The organism is Burkholderia ubonensis subsp. mesacidophila, from assembly GCF_002097715.1.
Classification (GTDB): domain Bacteria; phylum Pseudomonadota; class Gammaproteobacteria; order Burkholderiales; family Burkholderiaceae; genus Burkholderia; species Burkholderia mesacidophila.
The window spans coordinates 2,169,661-2,186,427 of sequence record NZ_CP020737.1 but is presented as its reverse complement, the minus strand read 5'-3'; the positions used below and the strand labels follow the sequence as shown (position 1 = coordinate 2,186,427).

General features: G+C 69.0%; 16 protein-coding genes. 13 read left to right on the top strand and 3 right to left on the bottom strand.

Annotated elements, in window-relative coordinates; all coding sequences use genetic code 11:
• The first annotated feature begins 101 nt into the window (after nucleotides 1–101).
• From B7P44_RS10250 to B7P44_RS10230, 5 genes are all read left to right on the top strand, one after another.
• Nucleotides 102–1,739 carry a 3-(methylthio)propionyl-CoA ligase gene (locus B7P44_RS10250; protein ID WP_084903556.1) on the top strand — a complete coding sequence of 546 codons (1,638 nt, stop codon included), beginning with the start codon at nucleotides 102–104 and terminating at the stop codon, nucleotides 1,737–1,739.
• 279 nt (nucleotides 1,740–2,018) lie between these two features.
• Nucleotides 2,019–4,103: a 3-hydroxyacyl-CoA dehydrogenase NAD-binding domain-containing protein gene (locus tag B7P44_RS10245; protein ID WP_084903554.1), complete on the top strand. Its 2,085-nt coding sequence runs from the start codon at nucleotides 2,019–2,021 to the stop codon at nucleotides 4,101–4,103.
• Between the two features lie 43 nt (nucleotides 4,104–4,146).
• Nucleotides 4,147–4,779, top strand: coding sequence for a bifunctional nicotinamidase/pyrazinamidase (pncA, locus tag B7P44_RS10240; RefSeq protein ID WP_084903552.1), 633 nt, complete (start codon nucleotides 4,147–4,149; stop codon nucleotides 4,777–4,779).
• A gap of 47 nt (nucleotides 4,780–4,826) precedes the next feature.
• The gene (locus tag B7P44_RS10235; RefSeq protein ID WP_084903550.1) at nucleotides 4,827–6,005 is read left to right on the top strand and encodes an acetyl-CoA C-acyltransferase; all 1,179 of its coding nucleotides are present in this window, start codon (nucleotides 4,827–4,829) and stop codon (nucleotides 6,003–6,005) included.
• Nucleotides 6,006–6,333: 328 nt separating this feature from the next.
• Nucleotides 6,334–7,782, top strand: a complete 1,449-nt coding sequence (locus B7P44_RS10230) for a sensor domain-containing diguanylate cyclase (RefSeq protein ID WP_084903547.1) — start codon at nucleotides 6,334–6,336, stop codon at nucleotides 7,780–7,782.
• A 74-nt stretch (nucleotides 7,783–7,856) separates the two neighbouring features.
• Here B7P44_RS10230 and B7P44_RS10225 read toward each other — a convergent pair whose 3' ends face one another.
• Nucleotides 7,857–8,252 (bottom strand): hypothetical protein, encoded by a 396-nt coding sequence (locus B7P44_RS10225; RefSeq protein WP_084903545.1) that lies wholly within the window; start codon nucleotides 8,250–8,252, stop codon nucleotides 7,857–7,859.
• A gap of 183 nt (nucleotides 8,253–8,435) precedes the next feature.
• Here B7P44_RS10225 and B7P44_RS10220 point away from each other — a divergent pair, with 183 nt between their 5' ends.
• The 5 genes from B7P44_RS10220 (at nucleotide 8,436) to B7P44_RS10200 (ending at nucleotide 11,907) form a co-directional block, all read left to right on the top strand.
• Nucleotides 8,436–8,750: a Dabb family protein gene (locus B7P44_RS10220; protein ID WP_321970436.1), complete on the top strand. Its 315-nt coding sequence runs from the start codon at nucleotides 8,436–8,438 to the stop codon at nucleotides 8,748–8,750.
• The gene (locus B7P44_RS10215; RefSeq protein ID WP_084903539.1) at nucleotides 8,747–9,226 is read left to right on the top strand and encodes a PaaI family thioesterase; all 480 of its coding nucleotides are present in this window, start codon (nucleotides 8,747–8,749) and stop codon (nucleotides 9,224–9,226) included. The genes B7P44_RS10220 and B7P44_RS10215 overlap by 4 nt, the downstream gene beginning before the upstream one ends.
• A gap of 178 nt (nucleotides 9,227–9,404) precedes the next feature.
• A complete protein-coding gene (locus B7P44_RS10210; protein ID WP_084906579.1) occupies nucleotides 9,405–10,403 on the top strand; it encodes an NADP-dependent oxidoreductase in 999 nt (332 codons plus the stop codon).
• 64 nt (nucleotides 10,404–10,467) lie between these two features.
• Nucleotides 10,468–11,427, top strand: a complete 960-nt coding sequence (locus B7P44_RS10205; RefSeq protein WP_084903537.1) for an alpha/beta hydrolase — start codon at nucleotides 10,468–10,470, stop codon at nucleotides 11,425–11,427.
• A gap of 39 nt (nucleotides 11,428–11,466) precedes the next feature.
• Nucleotides 11,467–11,907, top strand: a complete 441-nt coding sequence (locus tag B7P44_RS10200; protein ID WP_084903534.1) for a GNAT family N-acetyltransferase — start codon at nucleotides 11,467–11,469, stop codon at nucleotides 11,905–11,907.
• 60 nt (nucleotides 11,908–11,967) lie between these two features.
• On the opposite strand, the gene B7P44_RS10195 is transcribed toward B7P44_RS10200, so the two are convergent.
• Together B7P44_RS10195 and ygfZ are read right to left on the bottom strand one after the other, a co-directional pair.
• Nucleotides 11,968–12,813, bottom strand: a complete 846-nt coding sequence (locus B7P44_RS10195) for an NRDE family protein (RefSeq protein ID WP_084903533.1) — start codon at nucleotides 12,811–12,813, stop codon at nucleotides 11,968–11,970.
• 76 nt (nucleotides 12,814–12,889) lie between these two features.
• Entirely contained in the window at nucleotides 12,890–13,921 is a 1,032-nt protein-coding gene (gene ygfZ / locus B7P44_RS10190) for a CAF17-like 4Fe-4S cluster assembly/insertion protein YgfZ (protein ID WP_084903530.1), read from the bottom strand.
• A 77-nt stretch (nucleotides 13,922–13,998) separates the two neighbouring features.
• Here ygfZ and mltG point away from each other — a divergent pair, with 77 nt between their 5' ends.
• From mltG to B7P44_RS10175, 3 genes are read left to right on the top strand one after another with little or no spacing between them, the layout of a single operon-like run.
• Entirely contained in the window at nucleotides 13,999–15,018 is a 1,020-nt protein-coding gene (mltG, locus tag B7P44_RS10185; protein ID WP_084903528.1) for an endolytic transglycosylase MltG, read from the top strand.
• Nucleotides 15,018–15,638, top strand: coding sequence for a dTMP kinase (tmk, locus tag B7P44_RS10180; RefSeq protein ID WP_084903525.1), 621 nt, complete (start codon nucleotides 15,018–15,020; stop codon nucleotides 15,636–15,638). The genes mltG and tmk overlap by 1 nt, the downstream gene beginning before the upstream one ends.
• A 32-nt stretch (nucleotides 15,639–15,670) precedes the next feature.
• On the top strand, nucleotides 15,671–16,699 hold the full coding sequence (locus tag B7P44_RS10175) for a DNA polymerase III subunit delta' (protein WP_084903522.1): 1,029 nt from the start codon (nucleotides 15,671–15,673) through the stop codon (nucleotides 16,697–16,699).
• Nucleotides 16,700–16,767: the final 68 nt, after the last annotated feature.

Genomic DNA, 16,767 nt, shown 5'->3' with positions numbered 1-16,767 from the left:
CATGGCGGCGCGCCGGGCCGCAGCGCCGGCCCGCGCGGTTGACGGGCTTGCGCCGGCCCGAGGCTGTACACCGATTCGCGTCCTTCCGGGAGAACAAGACGATGGGTAAGCCGTTGCTGGGCCAGATGATGGACATGCCGCTCCTGGTGTCCTCGTTGATCACGCATGCCGCGCGTCACGCGGGCGAGGTCGAGATCGTGTCGAAGCGGATCGAGGGCGACCTGCATCGCTACACGTATCGCGACTGCGAACGGCGCGCGAAGCAGCTCGCGCAGGCGCTCGCGCGGCTCGGCGTCGCTGCGGGCGAGCGCGTCGGCACGCTCGCGTGGAACGGCTACCGGCACCTCGAGGCGTACTACGGGATCAGCGGCATGGGCGCCGTCTGCCACACGATCAACCCGCGCCTGTTTCCCGAGCAGATCGCCTATATCGTCAACCACGCGGAAGACCGCTACGTCTTCTTCGACATCAATTTCGCGCCGCTCGTCGACGCGCTTGCGCCGCAATGTCCGCACGTGCAGGGCTGGATCGCGATGACCGACGCCGCGCACCTGCCCGCCGGCGCGACGCCATACCTATGCTACGAGACGCTCGTCGAAGCGGAGGACGGCCGCTACGACTGGCCGCGACTCGACGAGCAGCAGGCGTCGGGGCTCTGCTACACGTCGGGCACGACCGGCAACCCGAAGGGCGTGCTGTATTCGCATCGCTCGACCGTGCTGCATGCGTACGGCGCGGCGCTGCCCGACGCGATGAACCTGTCCGCGATGGACGCGGTGCTGCCCGTCGTGCCGATGTTCCATGTCAACGCGTGGGGGCTGCCTTACTCGGTGCCGCTCACGGGCGGCAAGCTCGTGCTGCCCGGCAAGGACCTCGACGGCAAGTCGCTGTACACGCTGATGGAGGCCGAGCGCGTGACCTTCTCGGCGGGCGTGCCGACCGTGTGGCTCGGCCTGCTCAACTACATGCGCGAGGCGGGCGTGCGCTTCTCGACGCTCGAGCGCACCGTGATCGGCGGCTCCGCGTGCCCGCCGGCGATGCTGCGCACGTTCGAGGACGAGTACGACGTGCGCGTGATCCACGCGTGGGGCATGACCGAGATGTCGCCGCTCGGCACGCTCGCGAAGCTGACCTGGGCGCAGTCGCAGCGTCCGCCCGACGCGCAGCGCAAGCTGCTCGAGAAGCAGGGGCGCGTGATCTGCGGCGTCGACATGCGGATCGTCGGCGACGACGGCCGCGAATTGCCGTGGGACGGCGTCGCGTTCGGCGAGCTGCAGGTGCGCGGGCCATGGGTGGTCGACCACTACTTCCGCAGCGACGCGTCGCCGCTCGCGGACGGCTGGTTCCCGACCGGCGACGTCGCGACGATCGATCCGGACGGCTTCCTGCAGATCACCGACCGCAGCAAGGACGTGATCAAGTCGGGCGGCGAGTGGATCAGCTCGATCGACATCGAGAACGTCGCGATCGCGCATCCGGCGGTCGCCGAGGCCGCGTGCATCGCCTGCGCGCATCCGAAGTGGACCGAGCGGCCGCTGCTGGTCGTCGTCCTGCGGAGCGGCGCCGACGTGAGCCGCGAAGCACTGCTCGCGTTCTATGACGGCAAGGTCGCGAAATGGTGGATTCCCGATGACGTCGTGTTCGTCGACGCGCTGCCGCATACCGCTACGGGCAAGCTGCAGAAGCTGAAGCTGCGCGACATGTTCCGGGACTACGCGCTGCCGACGGCGGTCTGCTAGCGTTCGCACCGCACCCGGGTGTGCCGACGGGTGGCGCACCGGGACACGTTTCATCTGCTGCCGACCTGACGCCCGCCTGCGCTCGCCGCGGCGGGGCCGTGTGCCGTCGCTCGCGTGCTCCACGGCGCGCGGATCCGTCCCCGGATCACGTTCAAAATTCAAATTGAACGACCGTGCTTTTTCGTTGTATGCTGCCTCCGTTCGTCTTGGACAAGCGGCTGTTCACCCGCGCACAATGAAGCGCAGCCACCCCGGCGCGCGACGCATGGAGGCAGACAGATGGCAGTGGATTACTCGATTCGCGACGGCGTCGCCGTCATCACGCTCAACAATCCGCCCGTCAACGGGCTCGGTCTGTCGACCCGGCTCGGCATCATGGAAGGGCTCGATCGCGCCGCGCAGGATCCGGCGGTCGCCGCGATCGTGCTGACGGGCGCAGGCCGCGCATTCTCGGGCGGCGCCGACATCACCGAATTCAACACCCCGAAGGCGCTGCAGGAGCCGACGCTGCACACCGTGATCCGCACGGTGGAGGCGAGCGCGAAGCCGGTCGTCGCGGCGATCCACAGCGTCGCGATGGGCGGCGGCCTCGAGCTCGCGCTCGGCGCGCATTACCGGATCGCGGCGAGCGGCGCGCAGATCGCGCTGCCGGAGGTCAAGCTCGGGCTGCTGCCGGGCGCGGGCGGCACGCAGCGCCTGCCGCGCGCGGTCGGGCTCGAGACCGCGCTGAACATGATCGTATCGGGCGCGCCGGTGCCGTCCGAGCAGCTCGCGAAGAGCGGGCTGTTCGACGAGATGGCCGAGGGCGACCTGCTCGACGCGGCCGTCGCGCTCGCCCGCAAGGTCGGCGCGCAGGCGGGGCCGCATCCGCGCGTGCGCGACCGCAAGATCGTCCACGAGAACGCCGCGGGCTTCATCCAGTTCGCGCGCAACTCGGCGCAAGCCGCCGCGCCGAACTTCCCGGCGCCGCACAAGTGCATCGACGCGATCGAGGCGGGCGTGCTGAACGGCTTCGACCGGGGCGTCATCGCGGAGCGCGACGGGTTCGTCGCGCTGATGATGACGCCGGAAAGCCGTGCGCTGCGGCACGCGTTCTTCGGCGAGCGTGCGGCGAGCAAGATTCCCGACGTGCCGGCCGACACGCCGGTGCGCGAGATCCGCAAGGTGGCGGTGATCGGCGCGGGCACGATGGGCGGCGGTATCGCGATGAACTTCGTGAACGCGGGCCTGCCCGTCATGCTGCTCGAAACGAAGCAGGACGCGCTCGACCGCGGGCTGGCGACGATCCGCAAGAACTACGACGCGCAGGTGAAGAAGGGCAAGCTCACGCAGGAAAAGCTCGACGCGCGCATGGCGCTGATCACGCCGACGCTGTCCTACGCCGACCTGAAGGACGCCGACCTGATCATCGAGGCCGTGTTCGAGGAGCTCGGCGTGAAGGAGCAGGTGTTCCGCCAGCTCGACGAAGTCGCGAAACCGGGCGCGATCCTCGCGTCGAACACGTCGACGCTCGACGTGAACAGGATCGCCGCGTTCACGAAGCGGCCGCAGGACGTCGTCGGCATGCATTTCTTCAGCCCGGCGAACGTGATGAAGCTGCTCGAGGTCGTGCGCGGCGAGGCGACCGCGAAGGACGTGCTCGCGACCGTGATGGCGATCGCGAAGAAGATCCGCAAGACCGCGGTGGTGTCGGGCGTGTGCGACGGCTTCATCGGCAACCGGATGATCGAGCAGTACATCCGCCAGGCGCTGTTCCTGCTCGAGGAAGGCGCGCTGCCCGCGCAGGTCGACCGCGCGATCGAGAAGTTCGGGTTCGCGATGGGCCCGTTCCGGATGAGCGACCTCGCCGGCAACGACATCGGCTGGGCGATCCGCAAACGCCGCTACGTCGAGAAGCCGGACCTCCATTACTCGAAGATCGCCGATCGCCTGTGCGAGCAGGGCCGCTTCGGACAGAAGACCGGCGCGGGCTGGTACGACTATGCGCCGGGCGACCGCAAGGCGAAGCCGTCGGCGCTCGTCGACGAGATGATCGTCGCGTATTCGCAGGAGCGCGGCGTCGAGCGGCGCAAGATCGGCGACGACGAGATCGTCGAGCGGCTCGTGTTCGCGCTCGTCAACGAAGGCGCGAAGATTCTCGAGGAGAAGATCGCGTCGAAGGCATCCGACATCGACATGGTGTACCTGACCGGCTACGGCTTCCCGCTGTGGCGCGGCGGCCCGATGCTGTACGCGGACACGGTCGGCCTCTACAACGTCGAGCGGGCGATCCGCCGCTATGCGGCCGCCGCGAACGGCGATGCGTGGCAGCTCGCGCCGTCGATCGCCGAACTCGCGCAGGCCGGCCGCGGCTTCAACGGCTGACGGCGCGACAGCGCGGCTGCGCGGTGAATTTAGGAGAAACGCGATGAAACACACCGACGACGTTCTGCTCGTGATCGACGTGCAATACGACTTCATGCCCGGCGGCGCGCTCGCGGTGCCGGACGGCGATGCGGTCGTGCCGGTCATCAATGCGCTCGCCGCGCGTTTCGACCAGGTGGTGCTGACACAGGACTGGCATCCGCGCGACCACGTGTCGTTCGCGGCGAACCATCCGGGGCGCGAGCCGTTCTCGACGCTCGCGCTGCCGTACGGCGAACAGGTGCTGTGGCCCGTGCATTGCGTGCAGGACACCGACGGCGCGGCGCTGCATCGCGACCTCGACATTGCGCACGCGCGGCTCGTGATCCGCAAGGGCGGTGACGCGCAGGTCGACAGCTATTCCGCATTCGTCGAAGCCGATCGCACGACGCGCACGGGCCTCGCCGGCTACCTGCGCGAACTCGGCGCGAAGCGCGTGTGGTGCTGCGGGCTCGCGACCGACTATTGCGTCGCGTGGTCGGCGCTCGACGCGCGCGCGGCCGGCTTCGACGCAGCGGTGATCGACGACGCATGCCGCGCGATCGACCTGAACGGCTCGCTCGCGAACGCATGGCAACAACTGCAGGCGGCGGGCGTGGCACGCGTCACGTCCGCCGGCGCGCGCCCGGCGGCGTAGCGCATTCACTCATTCATCCAGGAAGCAGGAACAGGAAGGAGACTCGCATGACCGAAGCCGTAATCGTATCGACTGCGCGCACGCCGCTGGCGAAATCGTGGCGTGGGGCCTTCAACATGACGCACGGCGCGACGCTCGGCGGCCACGTGGTCGCCGCCGCGCTCGAACGCACCGGGCTCGACCCCGCGCGTGTCGAGGACGTGATCATGGGCTGCGCGAACCCGGAAGGCGCGACGGGCGGCAACATCGCGCGCCAGATCGCGCTGCGCGCGGGGCTGCCGGTGAGCGTGCCGGGCATGACGGTGAACCGCTTCTGCTCGTCCGGGCTGCAGACGATCGCGCTCGCCGCGCAGCGGATCATCGCGGGCGAAGGCGACGTATACGTCGCGGGCGGCGTCGAGTCGATCTCGTGCGTGCAGAACGAAATGAACCGGCACATGGCGTACGAGGGCTGGCTGCTCGAACACAAGCCGGAAATCTACTGGAACATGCTGCAGACCGCGGAGAACGTCGCGAAGCGCTACGGGATCTCGAAGGAGCGGCAGGACGAATACGGCGTGCAGTCGCAGCTGAGGGCGGCAGCCGCTCAGGCGGCGGGGCGCTTCGATGCCGAGATCGTGCCGATCACCGTGCGCGCCGGCATTGCCGACAAGGCGACCGGGCGGCTCTTCACGAAGGAAGTGACGGTGTCGGCCGATGAAGGCATCCGGCCGGACACGACGCTCGACGGCGTGTCGAAGATCCGCTCGGCCGTGCCGGGCGGTGTGATCACCGCAGGCAACGCGAGCCAGTTCTCCGACGGCGCATCCGCGTGCGTGGTGATGAGCGCCGATGCCGCGCACAAGGAAGGCCTGCAGCCGCTCGGCGTGTTCCGCGGCTTCGCGGTCGCCGGCTGCGAGCCGGACGAGATGGGCATCGGCCCGGTGTTCGCGGTGCCGAAGCTGCTGAAGCAGGCCGGGCTGAAGGTCGAGGACATCGGTCTGTGGGAGCTCAACGAGGCATTCGCGGTGCAGGTGCTGTATTGCCGCGACAAACTCGGCATTCCCGAGGACCGGCTCAACGTGAACGGCGGCGCGATCGCGGTCGGGCATCCGTACGGCGTGTCGGGCGCGCGCCTGACCGGCCATGCGCTGATCGAAGGCAAGCGGCGCGGCGTGAAATACGCGGTCGTGACGATGTGCATCGGCGGCGGGCAGGGCGCGGCCGGCCTGTTCGAAATCGTCTGACCTTGGCGCGTCCGGCGTGCGTTGCCCGCACGCCGGACGCGCAAGCGCGCGCAGGCACCTCGACCCGCATACGACAAGGTGTCCGATCCGCGCGATCCGATAGGGACGCGAATCAATCCGCGCGGCCGAATCGATGCTGTTTCCCCTTACTTGTCAAACGAATCCCCCCACCTATACTAGCCTCTGACATTTGCCTTTCGGTATAGAGGGCCGGATCGCGCGTTGCGCAGACAGTCGCCGCGCATGCCCCGTCGGCTGGGGCGGGCGATGTGTCGTGACCCGGCGTGTTTCGAGTTCGAACAACGCAGCGGATCGATCGGGGGCCGAATTGAGCACGACATACACCGCAAGCGAGCCGCCGCGCGCTGTCAGCGCCGTCGCGAAGATCTACGCGAAGTGCCTGCTGATCGGGTTCGCGCTGCTGCCAGCCTATCTCATTGCATACCTGTGGTTCTTCGGCGATCCGCGCCTGACGTTCGAGAACCACGCGTTCCATGAAATTGCGATTGCCGCGGCGACGCTCGAGGGCGCCTTCGTCACGTACGTGACGTGGGTGTGCTACCGCTCGTCCGGCGAACCGCTGCTGCGCTGGCTGACGCTCGGCTTTCTCGGCTTCGCGATGATCTATGCGCTGCACGGCCTCTTCACCGGGATGGCACATCACAACATCTGGCTGTTCCTGTTGTACGGCCCGGCATCGCGGCTCGTGATGGCGATCCTGTTGCTGACCGGCCTGATGTCGTATTCGCGGCCGTCCGATCGCGTCGACCGGCGCAGGAGCCTGCGCACCTGGCTGCCGTGGGTCGTGTTCTTCCTGGTCGTCGATGCCGCGGTCGCGTATCTCGCGTATTCGCCCGTCGCCGGCGCGCTCGGCACCCGCCTGTCGATGGAAGGCGGCGCGATGGTGTTCTCGATGCTCAACGTCGGCGTGCTGCTCGCGCGGCGCATCCGCTCGCCGCTGATGGCGATCTACGGGATGTCGATCACGGCGTTCGCGCTGTCGTCGCTCGCGTTCATTCTCGGCAAGCCGTGGAACCACATGTGGTGGCTCGCGCATGCGATCTTCGCGGGCGGGTTCTTCCTGCTCAGCTACGGCGTCGTGCAGGCGCTGCAGACCACGCGTTCGTTTTCGGCGATCTACAGCCAGGAAGACCTGATGAGCCGGCTGTCGGAATCGATGTCGCGCACCGAGAGCGCGCTGCAGGAACTGCGGCGCACCAACCAGAAACTCGAATACCTGGCGGCGACCGACCCGCTGACCGGCGCGTCGAACCGCCGCCAGTTCATCGGCCTCGTCGAACGCGAGATCCAGCGCGCGGAACGCGACGGCAAGCCGTTCTCGCTGCTCGCGTTCGATCTCGACAACTTCAAGAACATCAACGACGCGTACGGGCACCAGATCGGCGATGAGGTGTTGCGCGGCGTCGTGCGGCAATGCATCGAGGCGATCCGGCCGGTGAGCGGGGGCGCGCGGGGCGGTGGCGAGGAGTTCGTGGTCCGGCCGGCGGGCGGGATTGCGCGGGTCGGCGGCGAGGAGTTCATGGCGCTGCTGCCGGAGATGCCGCTCGAGGGTGCGCGGATGACGGCCGAGCGCCTGCGCTCGTCGATCGCGAGCGCGCCGTTCGGGCTCGATTTCAAGCGGGTGCAGGTGACGGTCAGCGTCGGCGTCGCGCAGTACGGGATCGACGGCAGCACGGTCGACGCGCTGCTGCGCGCGGTGGACGAGCGGTTGTACCAGGCGAAGCGCGAAGGGCGCAATCGCGTCGTTGCGCATTGACGGCGCTTGGGGCGGTTTTGCCGCCCTCCGCGGAGCGGTCGCCGTGAACTGCACAATGGATCGATGTGAGCGCGTCAGCCGCCTGCGTCGACGATCAATTCCGGATCCAGTGCGCGAATCCGCTGATCGATGAAGTAGCCGCCACCTTCCTGGTAACGCAGATACATGCGCCCGCATGGCCGGCACCGGGATACGTTGCAGCGGTTGTACGGAAAGTGATGCACCGCGATCGGTGCATTCGCCGACCAGTAGCGCGTTCCGTCCGGGTGATATTCATCAAAGGCGGGTTCGCCGGTCTCGTCCGGCGCCACGAGCGTTCCGACCACTTCCAGTTGATCTTCCGGCAGCGACAGCGGCAGGCTCGTCCATCCTTCGAGCGGCGTTTTCGTGCAGGTGCACGGCGACGACACGGTCGCCGATTGGCGTGCCAGTTCCAGCAGCGCGGCGTGCGCGAGATAGGGGGGATTCATGGTGGGCGTTTTGTGAAACAGGGACAAGTCGGCAGTGTAGCCAATCGGCGCGGATCACGTACGCGTGCGTTTGTCTGTCCGGTTTGGCAGGCCTGGTGCCTGCCTTCGCTCGCTGGATTACCGGCCGACGACGGTTTGGGCCACAATGGCAAATCATCACGACCTGGAACGGGAGCAAACGAAGTGATCCGACATATCGTCATGTGGAAACTGAAGGAAACCGCGGAAGGCGCGACGCGCGCGCAGAACGCGCTCCGGCTGAAGGAGAAGCTCGAAGCGTGCCGCGACATCGTGCCTGGCATTCTTCATCTCGAAGTCGGTCTGGCGACGCCGGGCCTCGAAGCGACCTACGACGTCGTGCTGGTGTCCGACTTCGTCGACCAGGCGGCGCTCGATGCGTACCAGGTGCATCCGGTGCACGAGACAGTGAAGCAGTTCGTCGGCGCGGTGCGCGAAGCGCGCCAGTGCATCGACTACCTCGTCGACGCGGCACGATGAGCGGCGCGGCACAGCAGGCGGGCGGCCCGCAGATCGAGAGCCCGTTCGTCGACATGCTCGGCGTGCAGCTCGTGTCCGCGAAGGACGGCAACAGCGAGATCCTGTTGCCGCTCGACGAACAGCACATGAACACGTGGAGCATCGCGCACGGCGGCGTGACGATGACGCTCGCGGACGTCGCGCTCGCGATGGCCGCGCGCAGCCTGACCGACGACGGCGTCGGCGTCGTCACGGTCGAGATGAAGGTGAACTTCATGCAGCCGGGGCGCGGCGAGTTGCGCGCATACGGGCGCGTGATGCACCGTTCGACGACGATGGCGTACTGCGAAGGCGAGGTGCGCGACAGCGAGGGCCATTTCGTCGCGAAGGCGCTCGGCACGTTCAAGTACATGAGGCGGCTCGCGGTCGGCCGCGACATCCGCCAGCAACGCAACCGCACCGTGCCGGACGCGCATCCCGGCCCGAGCGACGCGTAAGCCTGGCGACACGCGGCCCTGCCGGTCCGGCAGGGCCGTTTTTTCTTGCGGCGCGTCTCCCGCGCATGCCGCGAGGCATGGAACCCGGGCAAGCGCCAAAGCGCCAACCCGGATCGACCGCGAAGCATGGGGCCGGAGTAAGTGCTAAAGCACTAACTCCGGCCGACAGGAGACCATGATGAGCATCGTCAATCGCCAGATCCTGCTCGTGTCGCGTCCGCAGGGCGCGGCGAGCGTCGACAACTTCCGGCTCGTCGAGACCCCGCTCGCGCCGCTCGCGAGCGGCGAAGTGCGCGTGCGCAATCATTTCCTGTCGCTCGATCCGTACATGCGCGGCCGCATGAACGACGCGAAGTCGTATGCGCAGCCGCAGCCGCTGAACGAAGTGATGATCGGCGGCACGGCGGGCGAGGTGATCGAGTCGCGGCATCCCGGCTTCGCGGTCGGCGATCTCGTGGTCGGCGCGCTCGGCTGGCAGGAATACGGCACGTCGGACGGCCACGGGCTGCGCAAGGTCGATACGTCGCGCGTGCCGCTGTCGGCGAGCCTCGGCGTGACCGGGATGCCAGGCGTCACCGCGTGGTACGGGCTGAACCGGATCATCGTGCCGAAGGCGGGCGAAACGGTCGTCGTGAGCGCGGCGAGCGGCGCGGTCGGCAGCGTCGTCGGGCAGCTCGCGAAGCGCGCCGGGTGCCGCGCGGTCGGCATCGCGGGCGGGCCGGACAAGTGCCGCTACGTCGTCGAGGCGCTCGGCTTCGACGCGTGCGTCGACTACAAGGCGGGCCGGCTCGTCGACGACCTTGCGGCCGCGACGCCCGACGGCGTCGACGGATGCTTCGAGAACGTGGGCGGCGCGGTGCTCGACGCGACGATGGCGCGGATGAACGCGTTCGGCCGCATCGCAGTGTGCGGGATGATCGCCGCGTACGACGGCGCGAGCGCGCCGTTGGCGGCGCCGGCGCTGATCCTGCGCTCGCGGCTGAAGATGCAGGGCTTCATCGTGTTCGAGCATCCGGACGCGTGGCCGCCCGCGCTCGCGGAGCTGACCGAGCTCGTCGCGTCGAAACACCTGCACTACCGCGAGTCGATCGCGTACGGACTCGAGCGCGCGCCCGAGGCGTTCCTCGGGATGCTGAAAGGCCACAACTTCGGCAAGCAGCTCGTGCAGCTCGTCTGACGCGGGCGTGGCATGATACGGCGCTTGTCGACCGTTCCCGCGCCGTTCTCGCGCCCGCTTGCCGATGCCGCTGAATCCGAAGATCGCCCAGATACTCGACATGATCGAGCGGGCCAAACGTCCGTCCTATCATCATCAGACGCCGCAGCAGGCGCGTGCGGCGTACGAGAAGAGCGCTCCGATCCTCGACGTCGCGCCGGCGCCGATGCACTCGGTCGAGGACTGCGTCGTGCCGACGCGCGACGGCCGTTCGATCGGCGCGCGCCTGTACCTGCCGATCGCGCCGAGCCTCGCGGAGCCGCTGCCGGCGCTCGTGTACTACCACGGCGGCGGCTTCACGGTCGGCAGCATCGACACGCATGACGCGCTGTGCCGGATGTTCGCGCGCGACGCGCAATGCGCGGTGCTGTCGGTCGGTTACCGGCTCGCGCCGGAGCACAAGTTCCCGACCGCGGCGAACGACGCGGACGACGCGCTGCGCTGGCTGCATCGCGAGGCGGGCGCGTTCGGCATCGACGCGACGCGGCTCGCGGTCGGCGGCGACAGCGCGGGTGGCACGCTCGCGACCGTCTGCGCGGTGCTCGCGCGCGACGCGGGCATCCGGCTCGCGCTGCAACTGCTGATCTATCCCGGTCTGACCGGCCACCAGCAGACCGACTCGCATGCGCGGCTCGCGAACGGCTATCTGCTGTCGCAGGACACGATCCAGTGGTTCTTCTCGCAATACGTGCGCGATCCGTCCGATCGCGACGACTGGCGTTTCGCGCCGCTCGACGGCACGCGCGATGCGCCGTCGTTCGCGGGCGTCGCGCCGGCGTGGATCGCGACCGCCGAATACGATCCGTTGAGCGACGAGGGCGTCGCGTATGCGGACAAGCTGCGTGCGGCCGGCAATACGGTCACGCTGACCTGCTACGCGGGGATGATTCACGAATTCTTCAAGATGGGCGGCTACGTGCCCGAAGTGCTGGCCGCGCATGCGGATGCGGTCGCGGCGCTGAAGGTGGCATTCGACGATGCTTGACGACATTTGACGGCGGCTCGGCCGCGCGGAGGATGCGCAATGACGAACTGCGAGGTGGAGACGGGCGACTGGACGATGCTGGGCGGCGACGCCGCGCGCATTCGCGACGCGGTGTTCGTGCGTGAGCAGCGCATTCCGCCGGAGTGGGAGCTCGACGACGACGATCCGCTGTCGCGCCATGCCGTTGCGTACCGGATCGACGCGGGGACGGGCGCGCGCCGCGCGATCGCGACTGGGCGGTTGCTGCCGTCGGGCACGATCGGCCGGGTCGCGGTGCTGGCCGACGCGCGCGGGCAGGGCGTCGGCTCGGCGGTGCTGCAGGCGCTGCTGGACGAGGCGCGGCGCCGCGGCGAGCCCGCCGTACGGCTCTATGCGCAGGAAACCGCCGTATCGTTCTACGCGCGGCACGGCTTCGCGACGATCGGCGAATGGTTCGTCGAGGCTGGCGTGCGGCACGTCGAGATGACGCGCGCGCCGTGAGCGGCGCTGCGGCGTCGGCCGGCGCGCCGACCGTCGCCCTCGTGCAGCGGGACGCGCGTGTCAGCGCACCTGCGTCGCGTCGATATCGAACGTGAATGCGCGCTCGAACGCGCCGGGACGGACGATGCGGTGCGAGCCGTCGTCGTCGCAGCGTTCCTTGATCTCCACGGTCAGCCGCACGCCTTCCTTCATCGTGACCCGCAGCGCGGTGGTGCCGCGGGTGCCGTATTCGGGCGTCTCGATGAACGCGGCGGACAGCGCGCGCTCGCGCTCGAGCGGGATGCCCGTGTGCGGCAGCACGTCGTCGGCGGCGATGCGCGGGTCGCGCATCAGCGCGATCAGGTCGTCGAGCGGCGGCGTCGGGTCGTCGGTCAGCAGCGTGCCGAGTTCGGCGCGCTTGCGCACCACCTTCGGCCAGGGCGTGTCGAGCCGCGCATTGGACAGCGCGTGCACGCCGGCCGGCACGAGCGCGGGCGCGTCGACGCCGGCCGCGTCTTCCGCCGCGCGGTTGCAGAACCACGCGAGCTCACGCCGCTTCCAGTCACCGACCAGCAGGTTGAAGCCGTTGTACACCGCGGCATGCTCGGCGAGCCGCGCGAGGTAGTCGAGCGGCGCGACCGGCTGCCCGCCGAGGTAATCGGACACGAGCTTGCCGCGGGTCGGCGCGCCCGCGCGGATGTCGAACGGCGCGCGGTAGTTCGTGAGCGCGGCGAAACGGCCGTCGCGCGACACGCCGAGCCACGTGCCGCCGGCTTCGAGATCGCGGCCGGCCAGCAGGCCGGGCACATCCTCCCACCACGACAGCGGCGCACTGGTGCGACGGAAGAACTCGTCGCGGTTGGCGACGAGGGTGAACACGGGACCGGCAGCGGCATCGGGCTGCCAGTCGAAGGCAATCAGACACATCGGGCGAATCTCTCGCTTCAAACCTCGGCCGCCGGCCGCACAGCGCGGGCCGGCGCCTGAACATTGGGATGGCCGGTCAAGCCTCCGTCGACCATGCGTAGGGCAGCGGCTCGAACGCGAGCGCCGGGCCGTCGGCCGCGCCGAGATGCACGCTGCCGCTTTCCAGCGCGGCGAGCTTGATCTCGACGAGTGCGTCGACGCCGCCGGCCGGCGCGGCCGCGGCGTTCACGACCATCCCGCACGGCTGGCCGGGGTCGTCGCTATGAAACAGTTCGATGCCGGCGCGCACCGCGTCGGTGTCCGCGGCATGCGCGAGCGCGGTGCGGCGCTTGATCGTGCCGCGATACTGGCTGCGGGCGACGATTTCCTGGCCCGGATAGCAGCCCTTGCGAAAATTCACCGCGCCGATCACGTCGAAATTGATCATCTGCGGCACGAACTGCTCGACGGCCGGCTGCGTGACGCGCGGCTCGCCCGCGCGGATGTCGAACCAGTCCCACACGGCCGGCGACACGGCGGGCAGCTTGCCGTCGAGCGCGGCGAGCCGCGCGTCGACTTCCGCGCGCGGCCCGATCCACAGGTAGCGCAGCTTGCCGGCGGCGTCCGGCATGCGGATCAGCGCGCCGGCGGGACCGTCGACCTTCACGTGCACGCCGTCCGGCAGCGCGTCGAAGATGCCCGACAGCGCGGCGCGCACGTCGCCGGCGAAGCCGATCACGGCAAGCGCGTCGCTGGCGTCCGCGAGCTTCGCCTTCGCGCGCAGCACGAACATCGACAGCCGCTTCTGCACCGCGGCCTGCACGTCCTTCGAGACCAGCAGGCGCACGTCATGGCCGGAGCGCCACGCGAGGAACGACGCGAGCAGGCGCCCCTTCGGCGAGCAGTAGCCGGCGAGCCGCGCGCTCGCGGCGTCGAGGTGCTCGATATCGTTGGTCAGCTGGGTGTGCAGGAACGTCGCGGCATCGTCGCCGGCAACGTCGATCACGCCGAACTGCGGCAGCGGCATGTACGCGCCCGCCGCGTCGAAATCGGCGGCCGGCGGACGGGGGAAGACGGGAAGCGAGACGGGTGCGGCTTGGGCAGCGGGTGAAGCGATCGGTGTGCTCATGGAATGAGGGAACAGTCAACCCTGACTTTGACGTAGGCGAGCAAGTATTATATGGGTCTTACCTGAGTCACGTTTCCATGTCCCTACTGAAGAAATGCGCCGCAACGGTTGCGGCGCTGGCCGTCGTTGTAGTCGCCGCCGGCGCGGGCGGCGCGTATTACTGGGCAACCCGCCCGCTGCTGCTCGGCGCCGCGTCGCTCGACGTCACGATCAAGCCGCGCAGCAGCGTGAAGAGCGTCGCGCAGCAGCTGAAGCGCGGCGGCGTGCCCGTCGAGCCGTTCGCGTTCGTCGCGATGACGCGCGTGCTCGGCCTGTCCAGCCAGCTCAAATCCGGGAATTACGAATTCAAGACCGGCATCACGCCGTACGACGTGCTGCAGAAGATCGCGCGCGGCGACGTCAACGAATACGTCGCGACCGTGATCGAAGGCTGGACCTTCAAGCGAATGCGCGCGGAACTCGACGGGAATCCGGATCTCGTGCACACGACCGCCGGCATGAGCGACGCCGACTTGCTGCGCGCGATCGGCGCGCCGGACGGCGCGGTCAAGCGGGGCAGCGGCGAAGGGCTGTTCTTTCCCGACACCTATCTGTTCGACAAGGGCACGATCGACCTGAACATCTACCGGCGCGCATACCGCCTGATGCAGACGCGTCTCGACGAGGCATGGGCGGCCCGCGCGCCGGGCCTGCCGTACAAGACGCCTTACGAAGCGCTGACGATCGCGTCGATCGTCGAGAAGGAAACCGGGCATGCTGCGGACCGCGCGTTCGTCGCGGCGGTGTTCGCGAACCGGCTGCGCATCGGCATGCCGCTGCAGACCGATCCGTCGGTGATCTACGGGCTCGGCGACGCGTACGACGGCCGCCTGCGCAAGCGCGACCTGCAGACCGACACTCCCTACAATACGTACACCCGGCGCGGGCTGCCGCCGACGCCGATCGCACTGCCCGGCGTCGCGGCGCTGCAGGCGGCGATCAATCCGGCGGCGACGAGCGCGCTGTACTTCGTCGCGAAGGGCGACGGCACGAGCGTGTTTTCCGACTCGCTCAACGACCACAACAAGGCCGTGGACAAATACATACGAGGTCAATAATGGCGCGCGGTAGATTCATCACGTTCGAAGGCATCGACGGGGCGGGGAAGACCACCCACCTGAACTGGTTCTGCGAACGGCTCCAGAACAAGCTGGCCGGCGCCGGCCGGCAGGTCGTCGTCACCCGCGAGCCGGGCGGCACGCAGCTCGGCGAGAAGCTGCGCGAGATCCTGCTGAACCAGCCGATGGACCTCGAGACCGAGGCGCTGCTGATGTTCGCCGCACGGCGCGAGCATCTCGCGCTCGTGATCGAGCCCGCGCTCGCGCGCGGCGACTGGGTCGTGTCCGACCGCTTCACAGACGCGACGTTCGCGTACCAGGGCGGCGGCCGCGGGCTGCCGCGCGACAAGCTCGAGGCGCTCGAGCGCTGGGTGCAGGGCGGCTTCCAGCCGGACCTGACCGTACTGTTCGACGTCGCGCCGCAGGTCGCGAGCGAGCGGCGCGGCGCGGCGCGGATGCCCGACAAGTTCGAGAGCGAATCCGACGCGTTTTTCGCGCGCACGCGCGGCGAATACCTGCGGCGCGCGGCTGAGGCGCCGCACCGCTTCGCGATCGTCGACGCGACGCAGTCGATCCCCGAGATTCGCAGGCAGCTCGAAGGCGTGCTCGCCGCGCTGTAAATTCCGGACGGCCGCTTACCTTTGGAACACACATGATCTATCCGTGGCAGACCGACGACTGGAACCGCCTGCAGCAACTGCGCGCGCAATGGCCGCATGCGCTGCTGCTGCACGGCCAGGCCGGGATCGGCAAGCTGCAGTTCGCGCAGCATCTCGCGCAGGGCTTCCTGTGCGAAACCCCGCAGGCAAACGGCGCGCCGTGCGGCGCGTGCGCGGCCTGCACGTGGTTCGCGCAGGGCAACCATCCCGACTACCGGATCGTGCTGCCGGAAGCGCTCGCCGGCGAAGCGCCGGGCGCGGATGACGCCGCGAAGCCGGCGGACGCCGACGAGGGCGGCAAGAAGACCCGCGCGCCGAGCAAGGAAATCAAGATCGAGCAGGTGCGTGCGCTGCTGGATTTCTGTGGCGTCGGCTCGCACCGCGGCGGGGCGCGCGTCGTCGTGCTGTACCCGGCCGAGGCGCTGAACGTCGCCGCGTCGAACGCGCTGCTGAAGACGTTGGAGGAGCCGCCGGCAGGCGTCGTGTTCCTGCTCGTGTCGGCGCGCATCGACCGCCTGCTGCCGACCATCATCAGCCGCTGCCGGCAATGGCCGATGACGGTGCCGGCGCCGGACGCGGCCGCCGCGTGGCTTGCCGCGCAGGGCGTCGCAGACGCGCCGGCGCTGCTGGCCGAGGCGGGCGGCGCGCCGCTCGCGGCGCTGGCGCTGGCGAGCGACGAGAACCGGCCGCTGCGCGACTTCACGCTCGGCCAGCTCGCGGCCGGCGCGGGGTGCGACCCGTTCGCCTGCGGCGAGGCGCTGCAGAAGCTGCCGGTGCCGCTCGTGCTCGGCTGGCTGCAGCGCTGGCTGTACGACCTGCTCGCGCAGCGGATGGCGGGCACGCCGCGCTATTTCCCGGTCCATGCCGCCGCGCTTGCGCGCTGCGCGGGCGCGCTCGACGCGAATGCGTTCGCGCGCTTCATGAAGACCGTGACGCGCCAGCGGATGGTCGAAAACCACCCGCTCAATGCGCGGCTGGTATTCGAGGAACTGTTTCTCGGATATCGTGAAATGTTCGCGTGAGCGCCGGCAAGCGGCTCGACCGCGCACGGGGTGCATAACTGGCGGCGCGCTGTCCGGGCGGCCGCCCG